Genomic DNA, 15690 nt, shown 5'->3' with positions numbered 1-15690 from the left:
TATCGCCGCTTCACCTCAGGCCCGTCTCAGTCGCCTTAACGCTGTTAAGAGCAATAGCAAAAAGTCTTTTCCAATCACGCGGATAGCCTTGTGTTACCAGGGTAGCCGGCGGCTTGGGCCGGGCTTTTTCATAACAGATAGCGATCATGACAAAGCCACTTCTGAGTCCCCTTTGGGTACAGCTGGACTCCTCGGCGAGCCTGGCCGCCGCCCTGGCCCAATATCGCCAACTGCTGGACAGCCACCAGGCCTTCGAAGGCGGCCGGTTGATCCTCGACTTTCGCAACGCCGACAACGGCCAGCCGCTCAGCGTCGACGATCTGACCATCAACAAGCCGCTGCTGGAGCGCTCCCTGGCCTTGGGGCTGCACCCCTTGGGGGAAACCCTGCTGTTTGCCGCCGCCCTGGTGCGCGCCGAGCTGCATCAGGAGGTGGTAGCCACGGCCCAGGCCATGGTGGCCTACAGTCGCCGGGTCAACGACAGCGCCCTGCTGCTGGCCGACCACGACCAGGTATTCGGCGCCGAGGCCCTCTATGTGCTGGCCAGGGTCTTGCCCCAATACAGCTATCTGCTCGGCCACTTCTTCACCCCCAGTTGGGACAGCCACCACTACTGGCCCTATCGCAGCTTTCTTTATGATCTGCTCAAACGTAAAGGCTGGGAGCGGCAACTGATCCAAGCCTACCTGTGGTGCGACAACGGCCATTTTCGCCGGGCCATGTATGCTGAACTGAGCGACAGCGCCAACCGGCTTCCGTCCCTGGCCCAGCACCTGCAGGAACACCCGGAGGATCTGGGCTGGTTCAAGGACGAGCTTAAGCGCCGCCTGCTGGCCGCCCCCATGCTGCTGAGCCATCGCCACGAGGAGCTGAACCCGGTGCTGGCCCTCTACCAGGATCTGGACAGCTGGGACCAGCCCAACCTCTGGCACCTGGACCACCAGCAACAGGCCACCCTGCTGGCCCACCTGCCCTGGCTGGATTTGCCCCTGGCCCACCATGCCCAGCAGCTGCTCGACAGCATTCTTAGTGAAGCCCAATACCCCCTGACCGCCATTTGCGAGCGCGAACGGCAAGGCTGGGTGCAGGACAAACGGGAAGTGGAAGTCCCCGAGGCCTACCTGGATCTGCTGACCTTTGTGGGCAGCCTGCCGGACGGCGCCGCCCTGCAAAGCTATGTGGAGACCGGGGACAATAGCCCGGCTCTGGACAACCTCGCCGCCTTTGATTTTGCCGCCCTGGAACGGGAGCAGGCGCCGGGTTTTTACGATTACCTGGATTTTTGGCTGGCCGACGAAGGTGTCAGTTCCCTGACCAACCAGGCCCTGACCGAAGCGGCACCGCTGTTGCTGGCCGCCGCCGAGACCCGCCTGGAACGGGGTGCCCCTGACGCCAAAGACCAATACCTGAGGTTGCTGGACATCGTCCATCGGCTGTTGGGCCGGCCAATCTGGCCCCAGGGGCTCCTTGAGCAGGTGATAAAGCCCTACCAGTTGTTGGAAGAAGATGCCTTTGTCGCCCGCTATCCGGCCAAACCCCGCTCCCTGATGGCCGATCTGTGTTCCCTGGCCGAACGCCCCTACCAGCTCAGCGCCCAGGTTCTGGCCAGGCTGCTGGCCGAGCACCCCCGGGAGTTGGCTCCGGCCGGCTTTCCCGATCTGCCCCTGGCCCGTACCTATGGGGCCTACCTGTTGGCCAAAGATGCCCCAGGCCTTGACCAAGAAGCCATGGCCAGTTACCTGGCCCAGCACCTGGCCGGCGATCTGTTCCAGGCGGTGCTGGCCCAGCTGCGCTGCCAGGACAGTCACAACGACGAAGGCATAAGCGATGCGGACCAGCAGCGCCTGGCCCTCTACCTGGCCGGCGAGGGCCAGACCAGCGACGCCTCTCACCTCAAGGGTCAACTGCTGCGCTGGCTGCACCCCGAGGCGCCTTATTCAGACCAACAGCCCGGCTACCGGCTGCTGGCAGAGGCGGCGCTGCTGCCGCAGCTGGCCGCCTGTTACTGGCTGGCCGGCGCCGGCCTCGGCGGTCAGACTCCGCAGCGCTTCCTGGACTTGCTGCTTTACCTTGCTCCCCAGTATTTGATCGCCAGCCTGGTGGCCCTGGAGTGCCCCGGTTACCAGCAGCAACTGCTGGACATACGCCATATGGGGGAACCGCTGTTGCGCCTGGGGGTGCCCCGCAGTCAATGGAGCGCCTTTACCGCCGCCACCCACCTGCGCCAGGCCCTGCTGCCCGGCAATGGTCCGGCGGCCTGGCAGCCACTGCTGGCCTTGCTGGACAACTGCGCCGCCTCGCCGCCCTTTGCCGAAGCCCTGTTCCGGGGCCTGGGCCGGCGCAGTGAACAGCGTCAATGGCAGTTCCAGTTGTTGCTGCACCTGCGCCACCCCCAGGTGCCCCTGGCCATGGCCCCCTTCTGGCGGGCCCTTGGCCACTTTATCCAGGCCAACCTCGCTGACCCGGATTGGGTGGCACCAACCCTGGAGGCCCTGCGCTGCTACATCGAAGGCCAGAGCGACGACGACAGCGCCCTCAAGGCTCTGGGCCAGGGACCCTTGGCCGGCCTGGATCAGGAACACCTGCTAAGCCCGGGCCACTACTTCTGGCTGCTGCCGAAGGCCATGGCCGACCGCCTGGCCACCCTGCTGCTCAACCACAGCTTGAGCGGCTACCAATTGGTATCGGCTCACCAGGGCCTGGCCTATGCCCGAGTCCACCAGGGGCTGCTGCCCCTGACCGCCCTGTCCAGCGATGATGCCCTGGGCCTGTATGGGGAGCAGAGCCAAAACGAGGAAGCCCTGTTCGAACGCCTCTGCGCCCTGCCCCTGCGCCAGGATCTGCTGCTGCGCTTTGCCTTGCGCCAGTTGCCGGCCCCCCAGGTACGCCGCCTCTTCTACCGGCTGCAAGAGCAAGACCAGACCTCGGTGCTGGAGACCCTGAGTATCGCCGAGCAGGACAAGCTGGCCGGGCTGATGGAAGGCTGGAGCCTGCTGGCCTGACAATAAAAAAAAGGGGCCCTGTGGCCCCTTTTTCGACTCGGCGATTCAGTCGAACACCTGCTCAAAAAAGCAGGAACGCACCTCGCCCAGCAGGCGTTCAAGCTGTGGGTGCCCCCGGTGGGCACGGCCCAGGGCCTCACAGAGCCAATGGTCATCGAAGTGGTCCTGGTGGCTAAGGTCGATGGCCCACAGATAAGCCCGCAGCTCGTCGATATAGCGGACGTCCTCACAGGCCAGGGCCACCGCCATATGGGCCAGGGCCGGGGTCATACCTTCGTCGCTGTAGAGGCTGCCGGCGTCGGGGCAGAGCAGGAAGCTGCGCAGCACCCGCGCCAGGATCTCGGCGCCGCCGACACAGCCAAGGGCCCGCTCGACAAAGGCTTTTTCATCCCAGTACTGGCCCTTGGGGTCGTCAAAGATCAGGGTCAGGCGTTTGCGCTTGACCAGGCTTGCCACATCCAGCATCAGCCTTTCCAGCTGTTCCAGGGTGGCCAGAATATCGACGTCTTGCTGCCAGTCCCGAACCGGCAACACTGTGGCGTCCAGGGTCGCCAACTGATGGGCCATATCGGGGGCCACCGTCAGCCACTGCTGCAGCGGTATCAGCGGAATATCGAAAGCCAGCTCTGCCTCGGTGCTGCCCGCGCCGCTGGCCAGCCAGTGGTTGGCGGCCTGGTAAAGATCATGAGCCTGGCGCTTGAGGTCGAAAGGCTCATTCCAGCCTAAAAGGGGGCGGGGGGCAAACAGTGGCAACATTGCCCCATCCAGGCCAAGACGGCTTTGTTTACCGTCCCGCCAGGTCAACCAGAGGCCGCCATCGGCGGTAAAGGCGATGGTGCTTAGGCGATCGTAATAGTCACCCAACTCGACATGGCGTGCGGCCCCCAATGTGCGCAAAGGTGCGGCCCTGTCACCCAGCTCGGCGGCGCTGAAGATGCGGGCCAGCAGCGGCTCACCCTCCACAAAGCGCTCAACATCGACGGTTTTGACCAGGTATTGGAATCCGCCATCCTGCCGGCAAAGGGCCTGGGGATCGGCGCAGGCCATGGCCAGATAGCGGCCACTGGGGTCGATGGCCAAGGCCGCCGCTTCGTAGTTGCGGTCTGCCACCGGGTGGGACAGGGGAAAGAACTGGCTGGCGCCGCTTTGGGGGTCCACCAGGTGCAGGCCGTGGTTGGGAGTGTGAGCGTCCATGTCGTAGAACAGCAACTGGCCGTCGTGGCGCTCGAACAGCCGCAAGGGCCTGTTGATGCCCATATCCAGGCTGTCTTCGTCCAACTCCTGAACCAGATAGGCTGCGTCCAGGTCCAGGCTGGCCTCCAGCCGCTCTTGGCGCAGACAGATCCGGTGCAGCCAATTGCCCTGATCTTCGTCCATTTTCCACAGATAGAGGGTGCTCTTGTCGCGGCTCACCAAGGCCTGGACAAAGACATTGCCTTTCAGATCGCACAGCAATCGGCAGCGGCGCAGGTAGGGGTTGCCCAGGTACACCTTGGCGTTCCAGTCCACCACCAAGAAGCGGCCCCCGTCCAGAACCTCGGTCAGCAGCACACGCCCTGTGCTGCCCTCAAGGTTGGTTTGCCACAGCAAGTCTCCCTGGTGCCGGCTCTTGGGGGCGATCAGCTGGGCTTGGTTATAACCGCCGTTATCGAAAGTGTTAATCAGAAAGTCCCGCTCCGGATACATCCTTACTCCTCTGTTCGCTGCTGCCTTGGCCGGCTCTTCGAGCCCGTTCTAACGAGCTGAAGGGCCCAAAGGGGGCGGGCGGCCCGCCCCTTGCCCAGATGGAGACAAGCTGGATGAAGCGCCAAAAATTCAGGACGAACCGCACAAGTCCCTTCGGGGTGGCCGTTGCGGCCAGCGCTGTCCTTACCGCAAGATGGGGCATGCTTTTTTCGCCGAGTTCCTCATGGAAGACACCCTGACCCAATGCCGTGCCGCCAAAAGCGCCGGCCTGCCTCCCCTGGTATTCACCCTGGCCTTTACCAGCGGTTTTAGCATCATGGCCGTGGAACTGCTGGGAGGGCGGATCTTGGCGCCTTACTTCGGCTCCAGCATCTACGTCTGGGGCAGTATCATCACCGTGTTTATGGTGGCCTTGTCCCTTGGCTACCTTATCGGCGGCAGGTTGTCATTGCATGAGCCCGGTTTAGGCCGCTATGGCAGTTTTTATCTGTTGTCGGCCCTGGCACTGCTGCCCATAGTCTTGGCCGGCGATGGCATGATGGAGCAGGTCTTTATTGCCCTGGCCGATCCCCGCTACGGCTCTTTGGTTGCCGCCAGCGCCCTGTTTCTGCTGCCCACCGTTATTCTCGGCATGATAGCCCCCTACTCGGTACGCCTGCTGGTTCGCCATCAGCAGCACAGCGGCCAGGTGGCCGGCTTTTTGTACTTCGTCTCCACCCTGGGCAGCGCCCTTGGCACCTTGGCCACCTCCTTCTATTTGGTGCTCTGGTTCGAGGTCAACGCCATTATCTGGACCCTTATCGCCCTGCTGGCCTGCTGCGGCCTGCTGGCCATCAGCCTGAGGAAGTGGCTATGAGACTCGCCGTCTACCTGCTGTTGACGCTGCTCAGCCTGGCTGCCCAAGGCCGCACCGTACATAGGGAGAAATCCCTTTATCAGGACATTTCCGTGGTGGAGGCCGACGGCCGACGCTGCTTGGTCTTTGCGGCAATCCGTGGTGACCAAAACCAGACTTGCCAATACCTGGATAGCGACAAGCTGGTGTTTCCCTATGTACGGATGACCTTCGCCGGCCTGCTGCTCAACCCCGAGCCTCAGCAAATCCTGATGGTGGGCTTGGGTGGCGGCACTGTGCCGGCCCTGCTTCATCGGCTCTATCCCAAGGCCAGCCTGGACGTGGTGGAAATTGACCCGGCCGTGGTAAAGGTCGCCAAGGCCTACTTTGGTTTTAAGGAAGCCGCCAACATGCAGGTGACGGTGAGCGACGCCAGGGTCTTCGTCAAAAGGGCCGGCCTAAAACAGGCCCACTACGACCTGATACTGCTGGACGCCTTCAACGGCGACTACATACCCGAGCACCTGATGACCCGCGAGTTTCTTGAAGAGGTCAAAGCCCTGCTCAGCCCCGCCGGCGTGCTGGTGGCCAATACCTTTTCCAGCTCCAAGCTCTACCACCACGAGTCGGCCACCTACAGGGCCGTGTTCGGCCCCTTCCTTAACTTTCGCCAACCCAAGGTCACCCTGAGCCGGGTGATCATTGCCAGCCAAGGCTCCCTGCCCGACCCGGATCTACTGCAGCGCCGTGCCGAGGCACTAGCCCCACGCCTTGCCCCCTATGGCATACCCCTGGCAGACTACCCCGCCCTTTTGGGCACAGACCCCGACTGGGACCAGGACGCCAGGGTACTGACCGACCAGTACGCCCCCGCTAACCTGTTGCAGCGCCAGTAAAAATCAGCAAAGTCATTAAATTTGCTGCGCTTTTGGTCGCTTTATCCCGTTGAAGGCTGGGTGGCTCAAGGACCGGCCCTTTTCGACCCGTGATAAACCAAAGGCATCAGAATTCATGACGAAGACCGGTCAGAAGTCCCAGGGGCTGCTGCTGTTTAAACTCAACGAGCGCCAGACCTTCGCCCTTGGCACCCTCAAGGTCAGGGAAATCGTGCCCTACCAGCCGTTGACGGTGATCCCCAAGGCCCACCCGACAGTGCTGGGCTCGGCGCCCATTCGCGGCAACCCCATTCCGGTGATCGACATGGCCGCTGCCGTTGGCTATAGGCCGATCCAGCCCCAGGAGTTGCCCAACTGCTTTATCATCGTCACCGACTGCCACCGTCAATTGATCGGCTTTATGGTGCGCAAGATTGAGCGGATCATCGAGTGCGACTGGCGCGATATCACCCCCATGCCCAGCACGTCGGGCAAGAACATCTTTGTATCGGGGGTAACCGACTTCGACAGCAAGCTTATCCAGTTGCTGGACACCGAAATGCTGATCTCCCACATCTTCCCGGTCATGGGCGAGCAGCTCTATGCCGACGTGACCCACGAGGACCAGCAACTGCTGCGCAACCACCGTATCCTGGTGGTGGACGACTCGGCGGTGGCCCGCAAGCAGTTGTCAGACGCCCTCAATTACGCCGGCATTCCTTTTGAATGTTGCGGGGATGGGCGCCGGGCCCTTGGCATGATGCGCGAAGCCGCCGCCACCAATCAGCCTTTCCATATCCTGGTCAGCGACATAGAGATGCCGGGCCTGAACGGTTACGAGCTGACCTTTGAAGTGCGCAGCGATCCCAGGCTGGCGGGCAGCTACGTGATACTGCACACCTCCTTGTCCAGCGAGATGAGCCTGGACCAGGCCCATCAGGTGGGCGCCAACGAGGCCCTTACCAAATTCGACGCCGCCGAGCTGCTGCACGGCATGCTGCGCGGCGCCCTCCATGTCAATAGCGGCACAGTGGTGTCGGGAGTGGCCAGCAAGTTGGTTGACGTCTGAAAAAAGCAGCCCAGGACTGCTTTTTTATCCCTTTAATGAAAAGGTGATGAGCTGGGCCGAGGGGGTCACCCCGACCCTGAAATCCTACGAGCGGCGCACCTTTCGAAAATCACGGCTGCTAAACCAACCTGTCATCCAATCCCCAATGCCCTACTCGCCACCCAGCTAAGGGCGGCCATGGCCTCGCCAACCACGGCATATCACTCTGGTGCTCCAGGTAATAGGCCTGGTTGGTGCTTTCTATGACCGGGATAAGCGGGCAGTGGATCTTCCAATGGCGGCCTTCGGGATAGGGCTTGAGCCTCATGTCCCGCCTGCTCCCTTCATACTGCTCTGCGTCCAGGGTGGTACTGACCTTTTGCGGTTCGCGGCACAGCATAAGCGCCTCCCTTACAGGGGGTTGCTATCGGTCAGGCTTGGCAGCACAAGGGGGCGGGTGCCCCGGCATTGGGGGAAACGGCGACAACCCCAGAAGCGCTCTTGGCTGTTTCTGGCCTTTCTGAGCACCATGGCGCCGCCGCAGGCCGGGCACGGCTGGCCCTGCTCGGCGGCCTTGAGGTTAGCCAGATGCTGCTTGGTGGTGGCCCGGCCCGGCGCCAGGCGCCGCCTCTCAAGGCGACTGGCCAGGGCGCTGACAACAGCGTCTCCAAAACAGGGCTGGTGAAAACCTCGGATATAGATCAGCACCTCGGCGCCGGTGCAGACATTGGCGGGCATGGCAGTCTTGAAGCGGGCGCTGCCCATAAAGGCCACCACGGAATGGACCTGGGTGGCAGGCAGGCCCAATTGGCGGCAGACCGCCAGCACATGCTTGTAATTTTGGCGAAGGGGGTTTTGAAAACGGGTCTTGTGGCGATAGTGCTGCTGGGTCCACTGGGCCTGGTGTTCGCTACCGAAGATCCAGCCGCTGTAGGTCTTGGTCTCAATCACGAAAACCCCGTACGGCGACAATACCAGGTGGTCGATTTGGGTGGTGGAGCCGTCTATGGCCAGGGTCACGTCATGGACCACCAGGTAGCGCTCGTCCAGGTGGCGTGCCAGCAGCCGGGCCAGCTTGCGCTCCCCCTGGGCCCCGGTCAAAGACGCCGGCGCCGGCAGCCGTACCAACAGCCCCAAGGCCAAGGGCAGCAGCAGCCACCAAAGGCTCAGCATGGCAGCGGGCCATGTAACGCCATTAGCAGGCCAGCGGCAAAGGAGGGGGACAGGGGTCTTCTTCCCCTTCAGGCAACCACTGGTTGCACAATTGGCGGCTGCAATCCGCGCCCCAGCCCCAATCGGGCCTTTGCTGGCTCATCTCCGTGGCCAGGCGCAGGTTGTCGGTGCCAAGGTTTTGAATATGCTCGCGAAGCTCGGGGTAGCGCTGAATAAGCTGCTGGGTGCAAGGCATGGGAATGCATCCTGTCATTTCCTGCTTCCAAGCCTAGCCCCTGGGCAAAGCTAGATGTTTGATGCCGGTCAAAAAATCGGCAACAAAAAAGCCCGGCAACGCCGGGCAAGGGGCACTTGGTACCCACAGCAGACTAATGAGGTGCTGGTTGCTTGGGGGCTGGCGGCGCCAGCGACTTGGGGGCCTTGTCATGGTAGAGGGCAAAAAGCAGCGCAAAGTGGTTGTCCTGGCCCTGGATGGGGGGCTGCTTGGCCTGGGGATTTTTAGGCATGGCACCGTCCTCCTGATGATGGGACCAGCCTAACGGCCGCCCGCTGCCCTTTCCTTGACCCAGGTCAGGGGAAAGGCCACTAAAAAAATGCCCGGCAAAGCCGGGCCAATTCCTGTTTCTGAACGAGTCCATCACTAACAGAGATTTCAACATGTCGAACGGCCTAAGCCGCCTAGGCAGGGCCTGGAGAGGAAGCGCTGTTCCGCCTGTCCGTCCTGCCATGGGGTTACTCTAGGACAGAGGCAGCCAGGCTTTTTTGATGCAGGTCATGCCGGGTGCCAAAAGGCCCGAAGCGGCCTCCGGGGCACGCCATTGACCAGAAAGTGGCCAAACGGCCCTAGCTGGGGCCAATACAGGCTAAACGGCCAGCAATCACGGGCCAGTGGTGATTGTTATTGGCTTAGGGGCCTTGTTAAGGTTACAGGCTAACAACGGATTGCCTGCGGGCAACAGGGGCTAGCCCCCATAAACCTGACCATTGAGGGAGAAATCCATGCGTAAGACCTTGATCGCCACCGCCATTGGTGCGGCTCTGGCCTTGAGTGCCTGCTCCAAGGAGCCGGTAGAACAACAAGAAACCACCCAAGTCCAGGCCCAAGCGGCCAAGTCCGAAGCGCCAGCAGTGGCCGCCAGCAACCCGCTGTTCGTTAAAAGCAGCCTGCAATACGAAGCCCCCGAATTCGACAAGATCAAGCTGACCGACTACGTGCCGGCCTTTGAGCGCGGCATGAAAGATCAGCTGGCCGAAGTAGACGCCATCGCCAACAACCCCGAAGCCCCCACCTTTGAAAACACCGTGGTGGCCATGGAAAAAACCGGCGAGATCCTCGGCCGCACCGCCAGCACCTTCTTCAACCTGACTGGCACCATCTCCAACGACGACATTCGTGCCATCCAGTCTGAAATGGCGCCCAAGCTGTCCGCCCACCAGGACAACATCAACCTCAACCCCAAACTGTTCGCACGCATCGAAGCGGTCTACAACAACCGTGACAGCCTGCAAGGGGAAGACAAGCGCCTGGTAGAGATTTACTACAAGCAGTTTGTCCGCGCCGGTGCCAAGCTGGACGAAAGCCAGAAGACCCAGGTTCGTGAGATCAACGGCGAGATTGCCAAACTCACCAACGACTTTGCCCAGAACGTGCTCAAAGCCACCAAAGACGCTGCAGTCGTGGTGGAAGACAAAGCCGAACTGGCCGGCCTGTCCGACGGCGAGATAGCCTCCCTGGCCGCCTCCGGCAAGGCCGCTGGCCAAGACGGCAAGTACGTCATCAACCTGATGAACACCACCCGTCAGCCTATCCTCACCAACCTGGAAAACCGCGCCCTGCGCGAGAAGGTATGGAAGGCTTCCGCCGGCCGCGCCGCCGACATCAACGGCCCCGTTATCCAGCGCCTGACCGCCCTTCGCGCCGACAAAGCCAAGCTGATGGGCTTTGCCACCTGGGCCGACTATGTGCTGGACAACCAGATGGCCAAGACCCCGGCCGCCGTCTTCGAGATGCTCGACGATCTGGCACCCAAGGTCCTGGACAAAGCCAAGGCCGAAGCGGCCGATATCCAAAAGGAAATCAAGGCTGCCGGTGGCGACTTCGAGCTGCAGCCCTGGGACTGGGCCTTCTACGCCGAGAAAGTGCGCAAGGCCAAGTACGACCTGGACGAGAGCCAGATCAAGCCCTACTTCGAGCTGGATAACGTGCTGAAGAACGGCATCTTCTTCACCATGCAGAACCTGTTCGGCATCACTTTCAAAGAGCGCAAGGACCTGCCGGTCTACCACCCTGACGTGCGCACCTTCGAAGTGTTCGACACCGACGGCAGCTCTATCGGCTTCTTCTACGCCGACTACTTTGCCCGTGACGGCAAGCGTGGTGGTGCCTGGATGAACGCCATGGTGGGTCAGAACAACCTGCTGGGCCAAAAGCCGGTTATCGTCAACGTGCTGAACGTGCCCAAGCCCGCCGAAGGCCAGCCTGCCCTGCTGACCTTTGACGAGGCCACCACCATGTTCCACGAGATGGGCCACGCCCTGCACGGCCTGTTCTCCAACGTCAAATACCCGACCCTGGCCGGTACCAGCGTACCCCGCGACTTCGTGGAGTTCCCCTCCCAATTTGAGGAAGACTGGGCCATCAACCCCAAGGTCATCGCCAACTACGCCAAGCACTACCAGACCGGCGAAGCCATCCCGGCTGACCTGCTGAAAAAGGTGCTGGACTCCCGTAAGTTCAATCAGGGTTTTGACAGCCTCGAGTACATCGAGTCCGCCCTGCTGGACATGGAATGGCACAGCTTCCCCGCCGGCACCGACACCGGCACAGTACAAGGTTTTGAAGACAAGGCCCTGGCCAAGCACGGCGTCCAATACGCTGTTATCCCGCCGCGCTACAAGTCTCCCTACTTCAGCCACACCTTTGCCGGTGGCTACAGCGCTGGTTACTACGCCTACCTGTGGACCGAAGTGCTGGCAGCCGACGCCTTTGCCCACATGAAGGCCAACGGCGGCCTGACCCGTGAAAACGGCGACAAGTTCCGCACCGAGATCCTGTCCAAAGGCAACAGCCTCGACCCCATGCAGCAGTACATCAACTTCAAGGGCGCCAAGCCCACCGTTGACGCCCTGCTCAAGCGTCGCGGCCTGGTGGAATAAGCCATACCCGACGACCAAGCCGGCCCCTGGGGCCGGCTTTTTTGTGGCCGGCGGTTAGCAGCAGGTAAACAAAGAAAATCCTCGGTTAAATTTCGGGAAATCAGTAAGTTTTACTTACAAATTCCCAGGTGAAAGCCATCCCAATCTCGGTTAACGGCAATTGTCCCTGGCCGCCCGCTCTTGCTATGGTGCCAAGGCTAACCACTGTTGGCTTCGAACCCCGGCCAAGAACCGAGGGCAAGCCACACCCAAGGGAGATCCCAATGCGCAAGACCCTTATCGCCAGCGCCATAGGCGCGGCCCTGGCCCTCAGTGCCTGTTCCGACAATAAAAAAGATGAAACCACCCAGGTGCAGGCCCCTGCTGCGGAGCAACATGCCATGACCACCAGCAACGTGCTGCTGCAAAAGAGCCCCCTGCAAGACCAGGCGCCCCAGTTCGACAAGATCAAGGCTGCCGACTACGAGCCGGCCTTTGCCGAAGGCATCAAGCAGCATAACGCCGAAATTGCCGCCATCACCAACAACAGCGACGCCCCCAGCTTCGACAACACCATCGTCGCCATGGAAAAAACCGGCGCCCTGCTGACCCGGGTATCCAAGACCTTCTTCAACCTGGCCAGCGTCATCTCCGACGAGCAGTTCCAGCGCATCGAAGCGGACATGGCCCCTAAGCTGTCCGCCCACAGCGACAACATCTACCTCAACCCCAAGCTGTTCGCCCGGGTTGAAGCGGTTTACAACGCCAAAGACAGCCTCAATGCCGAAGATCAGCGCCTGGTCGAGCACTACTACAGCCAGTTCGTCCGCGCCGGTGCCAAGCTGTCCGAGGCCGACAAGGCCAAGATGCGTGAGCTCAACGGCCAGCTGTCCACCCTGTCCACCGACTTTAGCCAGAACATCCTCAAGTCCTTCAAGGACGACGTGATCCTGGTGCAAGACAAGAGCCAGCTGGCCGGCCTGTCCGACAGCGACATCGACACCCTGGCCGCTGCCGCCAAGGCCGCCGGTAAAACCGGTTACCTGATCACCCTGGTCAACACCACCCGCCAGCCGCTGCTGGGCAGCCTGGAAAACCGCGAGCTGCGCAAGACCATCTGGGAAACCTCCTCCAAGCGCGCCATGGCCAGCAACGGCCCGGTACTGGTAAAAATGGCCCAGCTGCGCGCCGAAAAAGCCAAACTGCTGGGTTATGACAGCTGGGCTGCCTACGTGGTGGCCGACCAGATGGCCAAGACCCCTGACGCCGTGTTCGGCATCCTCGACGACCTGGCTCCCAAAGCCGTAGCCAAGGCCAAGGTGGAGGCCGCCGACATCCAGGCCGAGATCACCAAGGAAGGCGGCGACTTCCAGCTGCAACCCTGGGACTGGGCCTACTACGCCGAGAAAGTGCGTAAGGCCAAGTACGACCTGGACGAGAGCCTGACCAAGCCCTATTTCGAACTGAACACCGTGCTTAACGACGGCCTCTTCTACGCCATGGGCAAGCTGTACGGCATCAGCTTCAAAGAGCGCAAGGATCTGCCGGTCTACCACGACGACGTGCGCGCCTATGAGGTGTTCAACCAGGACGGCAGCTCCATTGGCCTGTTCTACCTCGACCCCTATGCCCGTGAAGGCAAAGGCGGCGGCGCCTGGATGGACGAGTTCGTCACCCAGAGCGGCCTGCTGGGCACCAAGCCGGTGGTCTACAACGTGCTGAACATCCCCAAACCCGCCCAAGGCCAGCCCACCCTGCTGACCTTTGACGAAGTGACCACCATGTTCCACGAGTTCGGCCACGCCGCCCACGGCCTGTTCTCCGACGTCAAATACCCCAGCCTGGCCGGCACCGCCACCGCCCGTGACTTCGTGGAGTTCCCCTCCCAGTTCAACGAAGATTGGGACATCAACCCCGACGTCATCAATCACTACGCCAAGCACTACCAGACCGGTGAAGCCATTCCCAAGGAACTGCTGGACAAGGTGCTCGAATCCCACAAGTTCAACCAGGGCTTTGACACCACCGAGTACCTGGCGGCGGCCCTGCTGGACATGGAGTGGCACTCCATCCCCGCCGGCACCGAGATCAAGGACGTTGAGGCCTTCGAACACCAGGCCCTGGCCAAGCACGGCATCGACTACGCGCCGGTACCGCCGCGCTACAAGTCTGCCTACTTCAGCCACGCCTTCTCCGGCGGCTACAGTGCTGGCTACTACGCCTACCTGTGGACCGAAGTGTTCGCGGCCGACGCCTTTGCCCACATGACCGACAACGGCGGCCTGACCCGGGGCAACGGTGACAAATTCCGCAAGGAGATCCTGTCCAAAGGCAACAGCCAGGACCTGATGCAGGACTACATCAACTTCAAGGGCGCCAAGCCCACCACAGACGCGCTGCTCAAGCGCCGTGGCCTGGTCGACTAAGCTCCACCCGCTAAAAAGGGCGCCGCAAGGCGCCCTTTTTCGTTACACTGCTGCTCCCCTGCCCTGCAACAGTGCCGCCATGATCATTCGTTCCCGCCCCCAGCGTCTGCTGACCATGCTGCTCTCCAATAAAGGTTCTGTCCTCAAAAGCATCCGTGGGCGCCTGGCCCTGGTGTTGCTGGTGGCCCTGCTGGTCACCCTGGGGGGCGGCTGGCTTTACCATTACAAGGTCACCCTGACCTTCTCCCCTTTCTTGCTGATGGGCCTGCCGCTGGCCATTTTCCTCGGCTTTCGCAACTCGGTCAGTTACGACCGCTTCTGGGAAGGGCGCAACCTCTGGGGTGAGCTGCTGATTGTCTCCCGTAACCTGGCGCGCCAGGCCCTTTCCCTGCCGCCGGCGGTAGACCAGGCCCAGGCCAAGGGCCAGGTTTACCGGGTGCTGGCCTTTGTCTATGCCCTAAAAGATCACCTGCGCGGCGGCGCCAAGACCGATTTAAGCGCCCTGCTGCCCGCTGAGGAACTGGCCGCCGTCGAGGCCAGCCCCAACAGGCCCAATGCCCTGCTGCTGGGCATTGCAAAAAGCTATGCCGCCCTTAGCCACCAGGGCCAGATAGCCCCGGATCTGATGGCCCGTATCGATGACCAGATCACCCGCCTTTCCTATATCCTCGGCGGCTGTGAGCGCATCAAAAGTACCCCCATTCCCTATTCCTATCTGCTGCTGCTGCACCGCACCGTGTTCGTCTACTGCCTGCTGCTGCCCTTTGGCCTTATCGACACCGTCGGCTACCTGACCCCGGTGGTGGTATTGGTGCTGGCCTACACCTTCTTTGGCCTCGACGCCCTGGGGGACGAGATTGAAGACCCTTTCGACGCCGACCCCAACGACTTGCCTCTGGACGCCATCAGCCGCAATATCGAGATAAACCTCAAGGCCCTGCTGGGAGAAAGCCCCCTGCCGGCGCCCCTGGAGCCCAAGGACAGAGTGCTGCTATGACCCCCGCCATCGTGCTGCTGCAAAAAACCGGTACCCCCCATCAGGTGCTGAGCTACCAGCACGATCCCAAGGCGCCGGCCTACGGCCTGGAGGCGGCCGACACCCTGGGCCTGCCCTATGGGGAAGTGTTCAAAACCCTGCTGGCACGCCTGGACAGCGGCAAGCTGGTGGTGGCCCTGGTACCGGTGGACAAACAGCTGGACCTGAAATTGCTGGCCAAGGCGGCCGGGGCCAAAAAAGCCGAGATGGCGCCCCCCGCCGAGGCAGAAAAGGCCACCGGCTACGTGGTGGGAGGCATCAGCCCCCTTGGCCAGAAGAAGAGCCTGCCGCTGTTTTTGGACGCCAGCGCCGGGGACCTGGCCGCCATCCATGTCAGTGCCGGGCGGCGCGGCCTGGAAGCCACCCTGGCCCCCCTCGACCTTTGCCGCCTGACCCGGGGCCAACTGGCGCCTTTGGCCAAGTAGCCGTTGTTGTTTTATTTCACCACTTCTGCAAAATCATCCCCTTCCTAGA

Annotated in this window: 12 protein-coding genes; 8 read left to right on the top strand and 4 right to left on the bottom strand. The window is 61.7% G+C overall.

Annotated elements, in window-relative coordinates; genetic code table 11:
• Positions 1–146: 146 nt before the first annotated feature.
• Positions 147–3002, top strand: coding sequence for a hypothetical protein (locus B3C1_RS00455; RefSeq protein ID WP_008482164.1), 2856 nt, complete (start codon positions 147–149; stop codon positions 3000–3002).
• Between the two features lie 45 nt (positions 3003–3047).
• Here B3C1_RS00455 and B3C1_RS00450 read toward each other — a convergent pair whose 3' ends face one another.
• Positions 3048–4688, bottom strand: coding sequence for a hypothetical protein (locus tag B3C1_RS00450; protein ID WP_008482163.1), 1641 nt, complete (start codon positions 4686–4688; stop codon positions 3048–3050).
• A 223-nt stretch (positions 4689–4911) separates the two neighbouring features.
• On the opposite strand from B3C1_RS00450, the gene B3C1_RS20060 reads away from it, so the two are divergent.
• The 3 genes from B3C1_RS20060 to B3C1_RS00435 all read left to right on the top strand — a co-directional run bounded on the left by B3C1_RS20060 (position 4912) and on the right by B3C1_RS00435 (position 7467).
• Entirely contained in the window at positions 4912–5544 is a 633-nt protein-coding gene (locus tag B3C1_RS20060; RefSeq protein WP_051012856.1) for a fused MFS/spermidine synthase, read from the top strand.
• Positions 5541–6419 (top strand): spermidine synthase, encoded by an 879-nt coding sequence (locus tag B3C1_RS20055; RefSeq protein WP_008482161.1) that lies wholly within the window; start codon positions 5541–5543, stop codon positions 6417–6419. Before B3C1_RS20060 ends, B3C1_RS20055 begins: the two co-directional genes overlap by 4 nt.
• A 115-nt stretch (positions 6420–6534) precedes the next feature.
• Entirely contained in the window at positions 6535–7467 is a 933-nt protein-coding gene (locus tag B3C1_RS00435; RefSeq protein ID WP_008482160.1) for a chemotaxis protein, read from the top strand.
• Between the two features lie 390 nt (positions 7468–7857).
• Here B3C1_RS00435 and B3C1_RS00425 read toward each other — a convergent pair whose 3' ends face one another.
• The 3 genes from B3C1_RS00425 to B3C1_RS20050 form a co-directional block, all read right to left on the bottom strand.
• Positions 7858–8619 carry a nuclease-related domain-containing protein gene (locus tag B3C1_RS00425; protein ID WP_008482156.1) on the bottom strand — a complete coding sequence of 254 codons (762 nt, stop codon included), beginning with the start codon at positions 8617–8619 and terminating at the stop codon, positions 7858–7860.
• Positions 8620–8641: 22 nt separating this feature from the next.
• Entirely contained in the window at positions 8642–8872 is a 231-nt protein-coding gene (locus tag B3C1_RS00420; protein ID WP_156804409.1) for a hypothetical protein, read from the bottom strand.
• A 115-nt stretch (positions 8873–8987) separates the two neighbouring features.
• Positions 8988–9125 carry a hypothetical protein gene (locus tag B3C1_RS20050; protein WP_156804408.1) on the bottom strand — a complete coding sequence of 46 codons (138 nt, stop codon included), beginning with the start codon at positions 9123–9125 and terminating at the stop codon, positions 8988–8990.
• A gap of 493 nt (positions 9126–9618) precedes the next feature.
• Between B3C1_RS20050 and B3C1_RS00415 the strand changes: the two genes are divergently transcribed.
• The 4 genes from B3C1_RS00415 (at position 9619) to ybaK (ending at position 15641) form a co-directional block, all read left to right on the top strand.
• A complete protein-coding gene (locus tag B3C1_RS00415; protein ID WP_008482153.1) occupies positions 9619–11775 on the top strand; it encodes a M3 family metallopeptidase in 2157 nt (718 codons plus the stop codon).
• A gap of 263 nt (positions 11776–12038) precedes the next feature.
• Entirely contained in the window at positions 12039–14180 is a 2142-nt protein-coding gene (locus B3C1_RS00410) for a M3 family metallopeptidase (RefSeq protein ID WP_008482152.1), read from the top strand.
• 79 nt (positions 14181–14259) lie between these two features.
• Entirely contained in the window at positions 14260–15177 is a 918-nt protein-coding gene (locus B3C1_RS00405) for a bestrophin family protein (RefSeq protein WP_008482151.1), read from the top strand.
• Positions 15174–15641, top strand: a complete 468-nt coding sequence (ybaK, locus tag B3C1_RS00400) for a Cys-tRNA(Pro) deacylase (RefSeq protein ID WP_008482150.1) — start codon at positions 15174–15176, stop codon at positions 15639–15641. Before B3C1_RS00405 ends, ybaK begins: the two co-directional genes overlap by 4 nt.
• The last annotated feature ends 49 nt before the right edge of the window (positions 15642–15690 follow it).

Origin of the sequence: Gallaecimonas xiamenensis 3-C-1 (genome assembly GCF_000299915.1) — a bacterium.
Lineage (GTDB): Bacteria > Pseudomonadota > Gammaproteobacteria > Enterobacterales > Gallaecimonadaceae > Gallaecimonas > Gallaecimonas xiamenensis.
Note: the sequence above shows the minus strand (reverse complement) of the source record. Positions and strands in the feature narration are given on the sequence as shown.

Excerpts from the sequence above, each read along its gene's own strand:
- B3C1_RS20060 (WP_051012856.1), top strand. The coding sequence starts at position 4,912 with ATGGAAGACACCCTGACCCAATGCCGTGCCGCCAAAAGCGCCGGCCTG.
- B3C1_RS00450 (WP_008482163.1), bottom strand. The coding sequence starts at position 4,688 with ATGTATCCGGAGCGGGACTTTCTGATTAACACTTTCGATAACGGCGGT.
- B3C1_RS00405 (WP_008482151.1), top strand. The coding sequence starts at position 14,260 with ATGATCATTCGTTCCCGCCCCCAGCGTCTGCTGACCATGCTGCTCTCC.
- B3C1_RS20055 (WP_008482161.1), top strand. The coding sequence starts at position 5,541 with ATGAGACTCGCCGTCTACCTGCTGTTGACGCTGCTCAGCCTGGCTGCC.
- B3C1_RS00425 (WP_008482156.1), bottom strand. The coding sequence starts at position 8,619 with ATGCTGAGCCTTTGGTGGCTGCTGCTGCCCTTGGCCTTGGGGCTGTTG.
- B3C1_RS00415 (WP_008482153.1), top strand. The coding sequence starts at position 9,619 with ATGCGTAAGACCTTGATCGCCACCGCCATTGGTGCGGCTCTGGCCTTG.
- B3C1_RS00410 (WP_008482152.1), top strand. The coding sequence starts at position 12,039 with ATGCGCAAGACCCTTATCGCCAGCGCCATAGGCGCGGCCCTGGCCCTC.
- B3C1_RS00455 (WP_008482164.1), top strand. The coding sequence starts at position 147 with ATGACAAAGCCACTTCTGAGTCCCCTTTGGGTACAGCTGGACTCCTCG.
- ybaK (WP_008482150.1), top strand. The coding sequence starts at position 15,174 with ATGACCCCCGCCATCGTGCTGCTGCAAAAAACCGGTACCCCCCATCAG.
- B3C1_RS00435 (WP_008482160.1), top strand. The coding sequence starts at position 6,535 with ATGACGAAGACCGGTCAGAAGTCCCAGGGGCTGCTGCTGTTTAAACTC.
- B3C1_RS20050 (WP_156804408.1), bottom strand. The coding sequence starts at position 9,125 with ATGCCTAAAAATCCCCAGGCCAAGCAGCCCCCCATCCAGGGCCAGGAC.
- B3C1_RS00420 (WP_156804409.1), bottom strand. The coding sequence starts at position 8,872 with ATGACAGGATGCATTCCCATGCCTTGCACCCAGCAGCTTATTCAGCGC.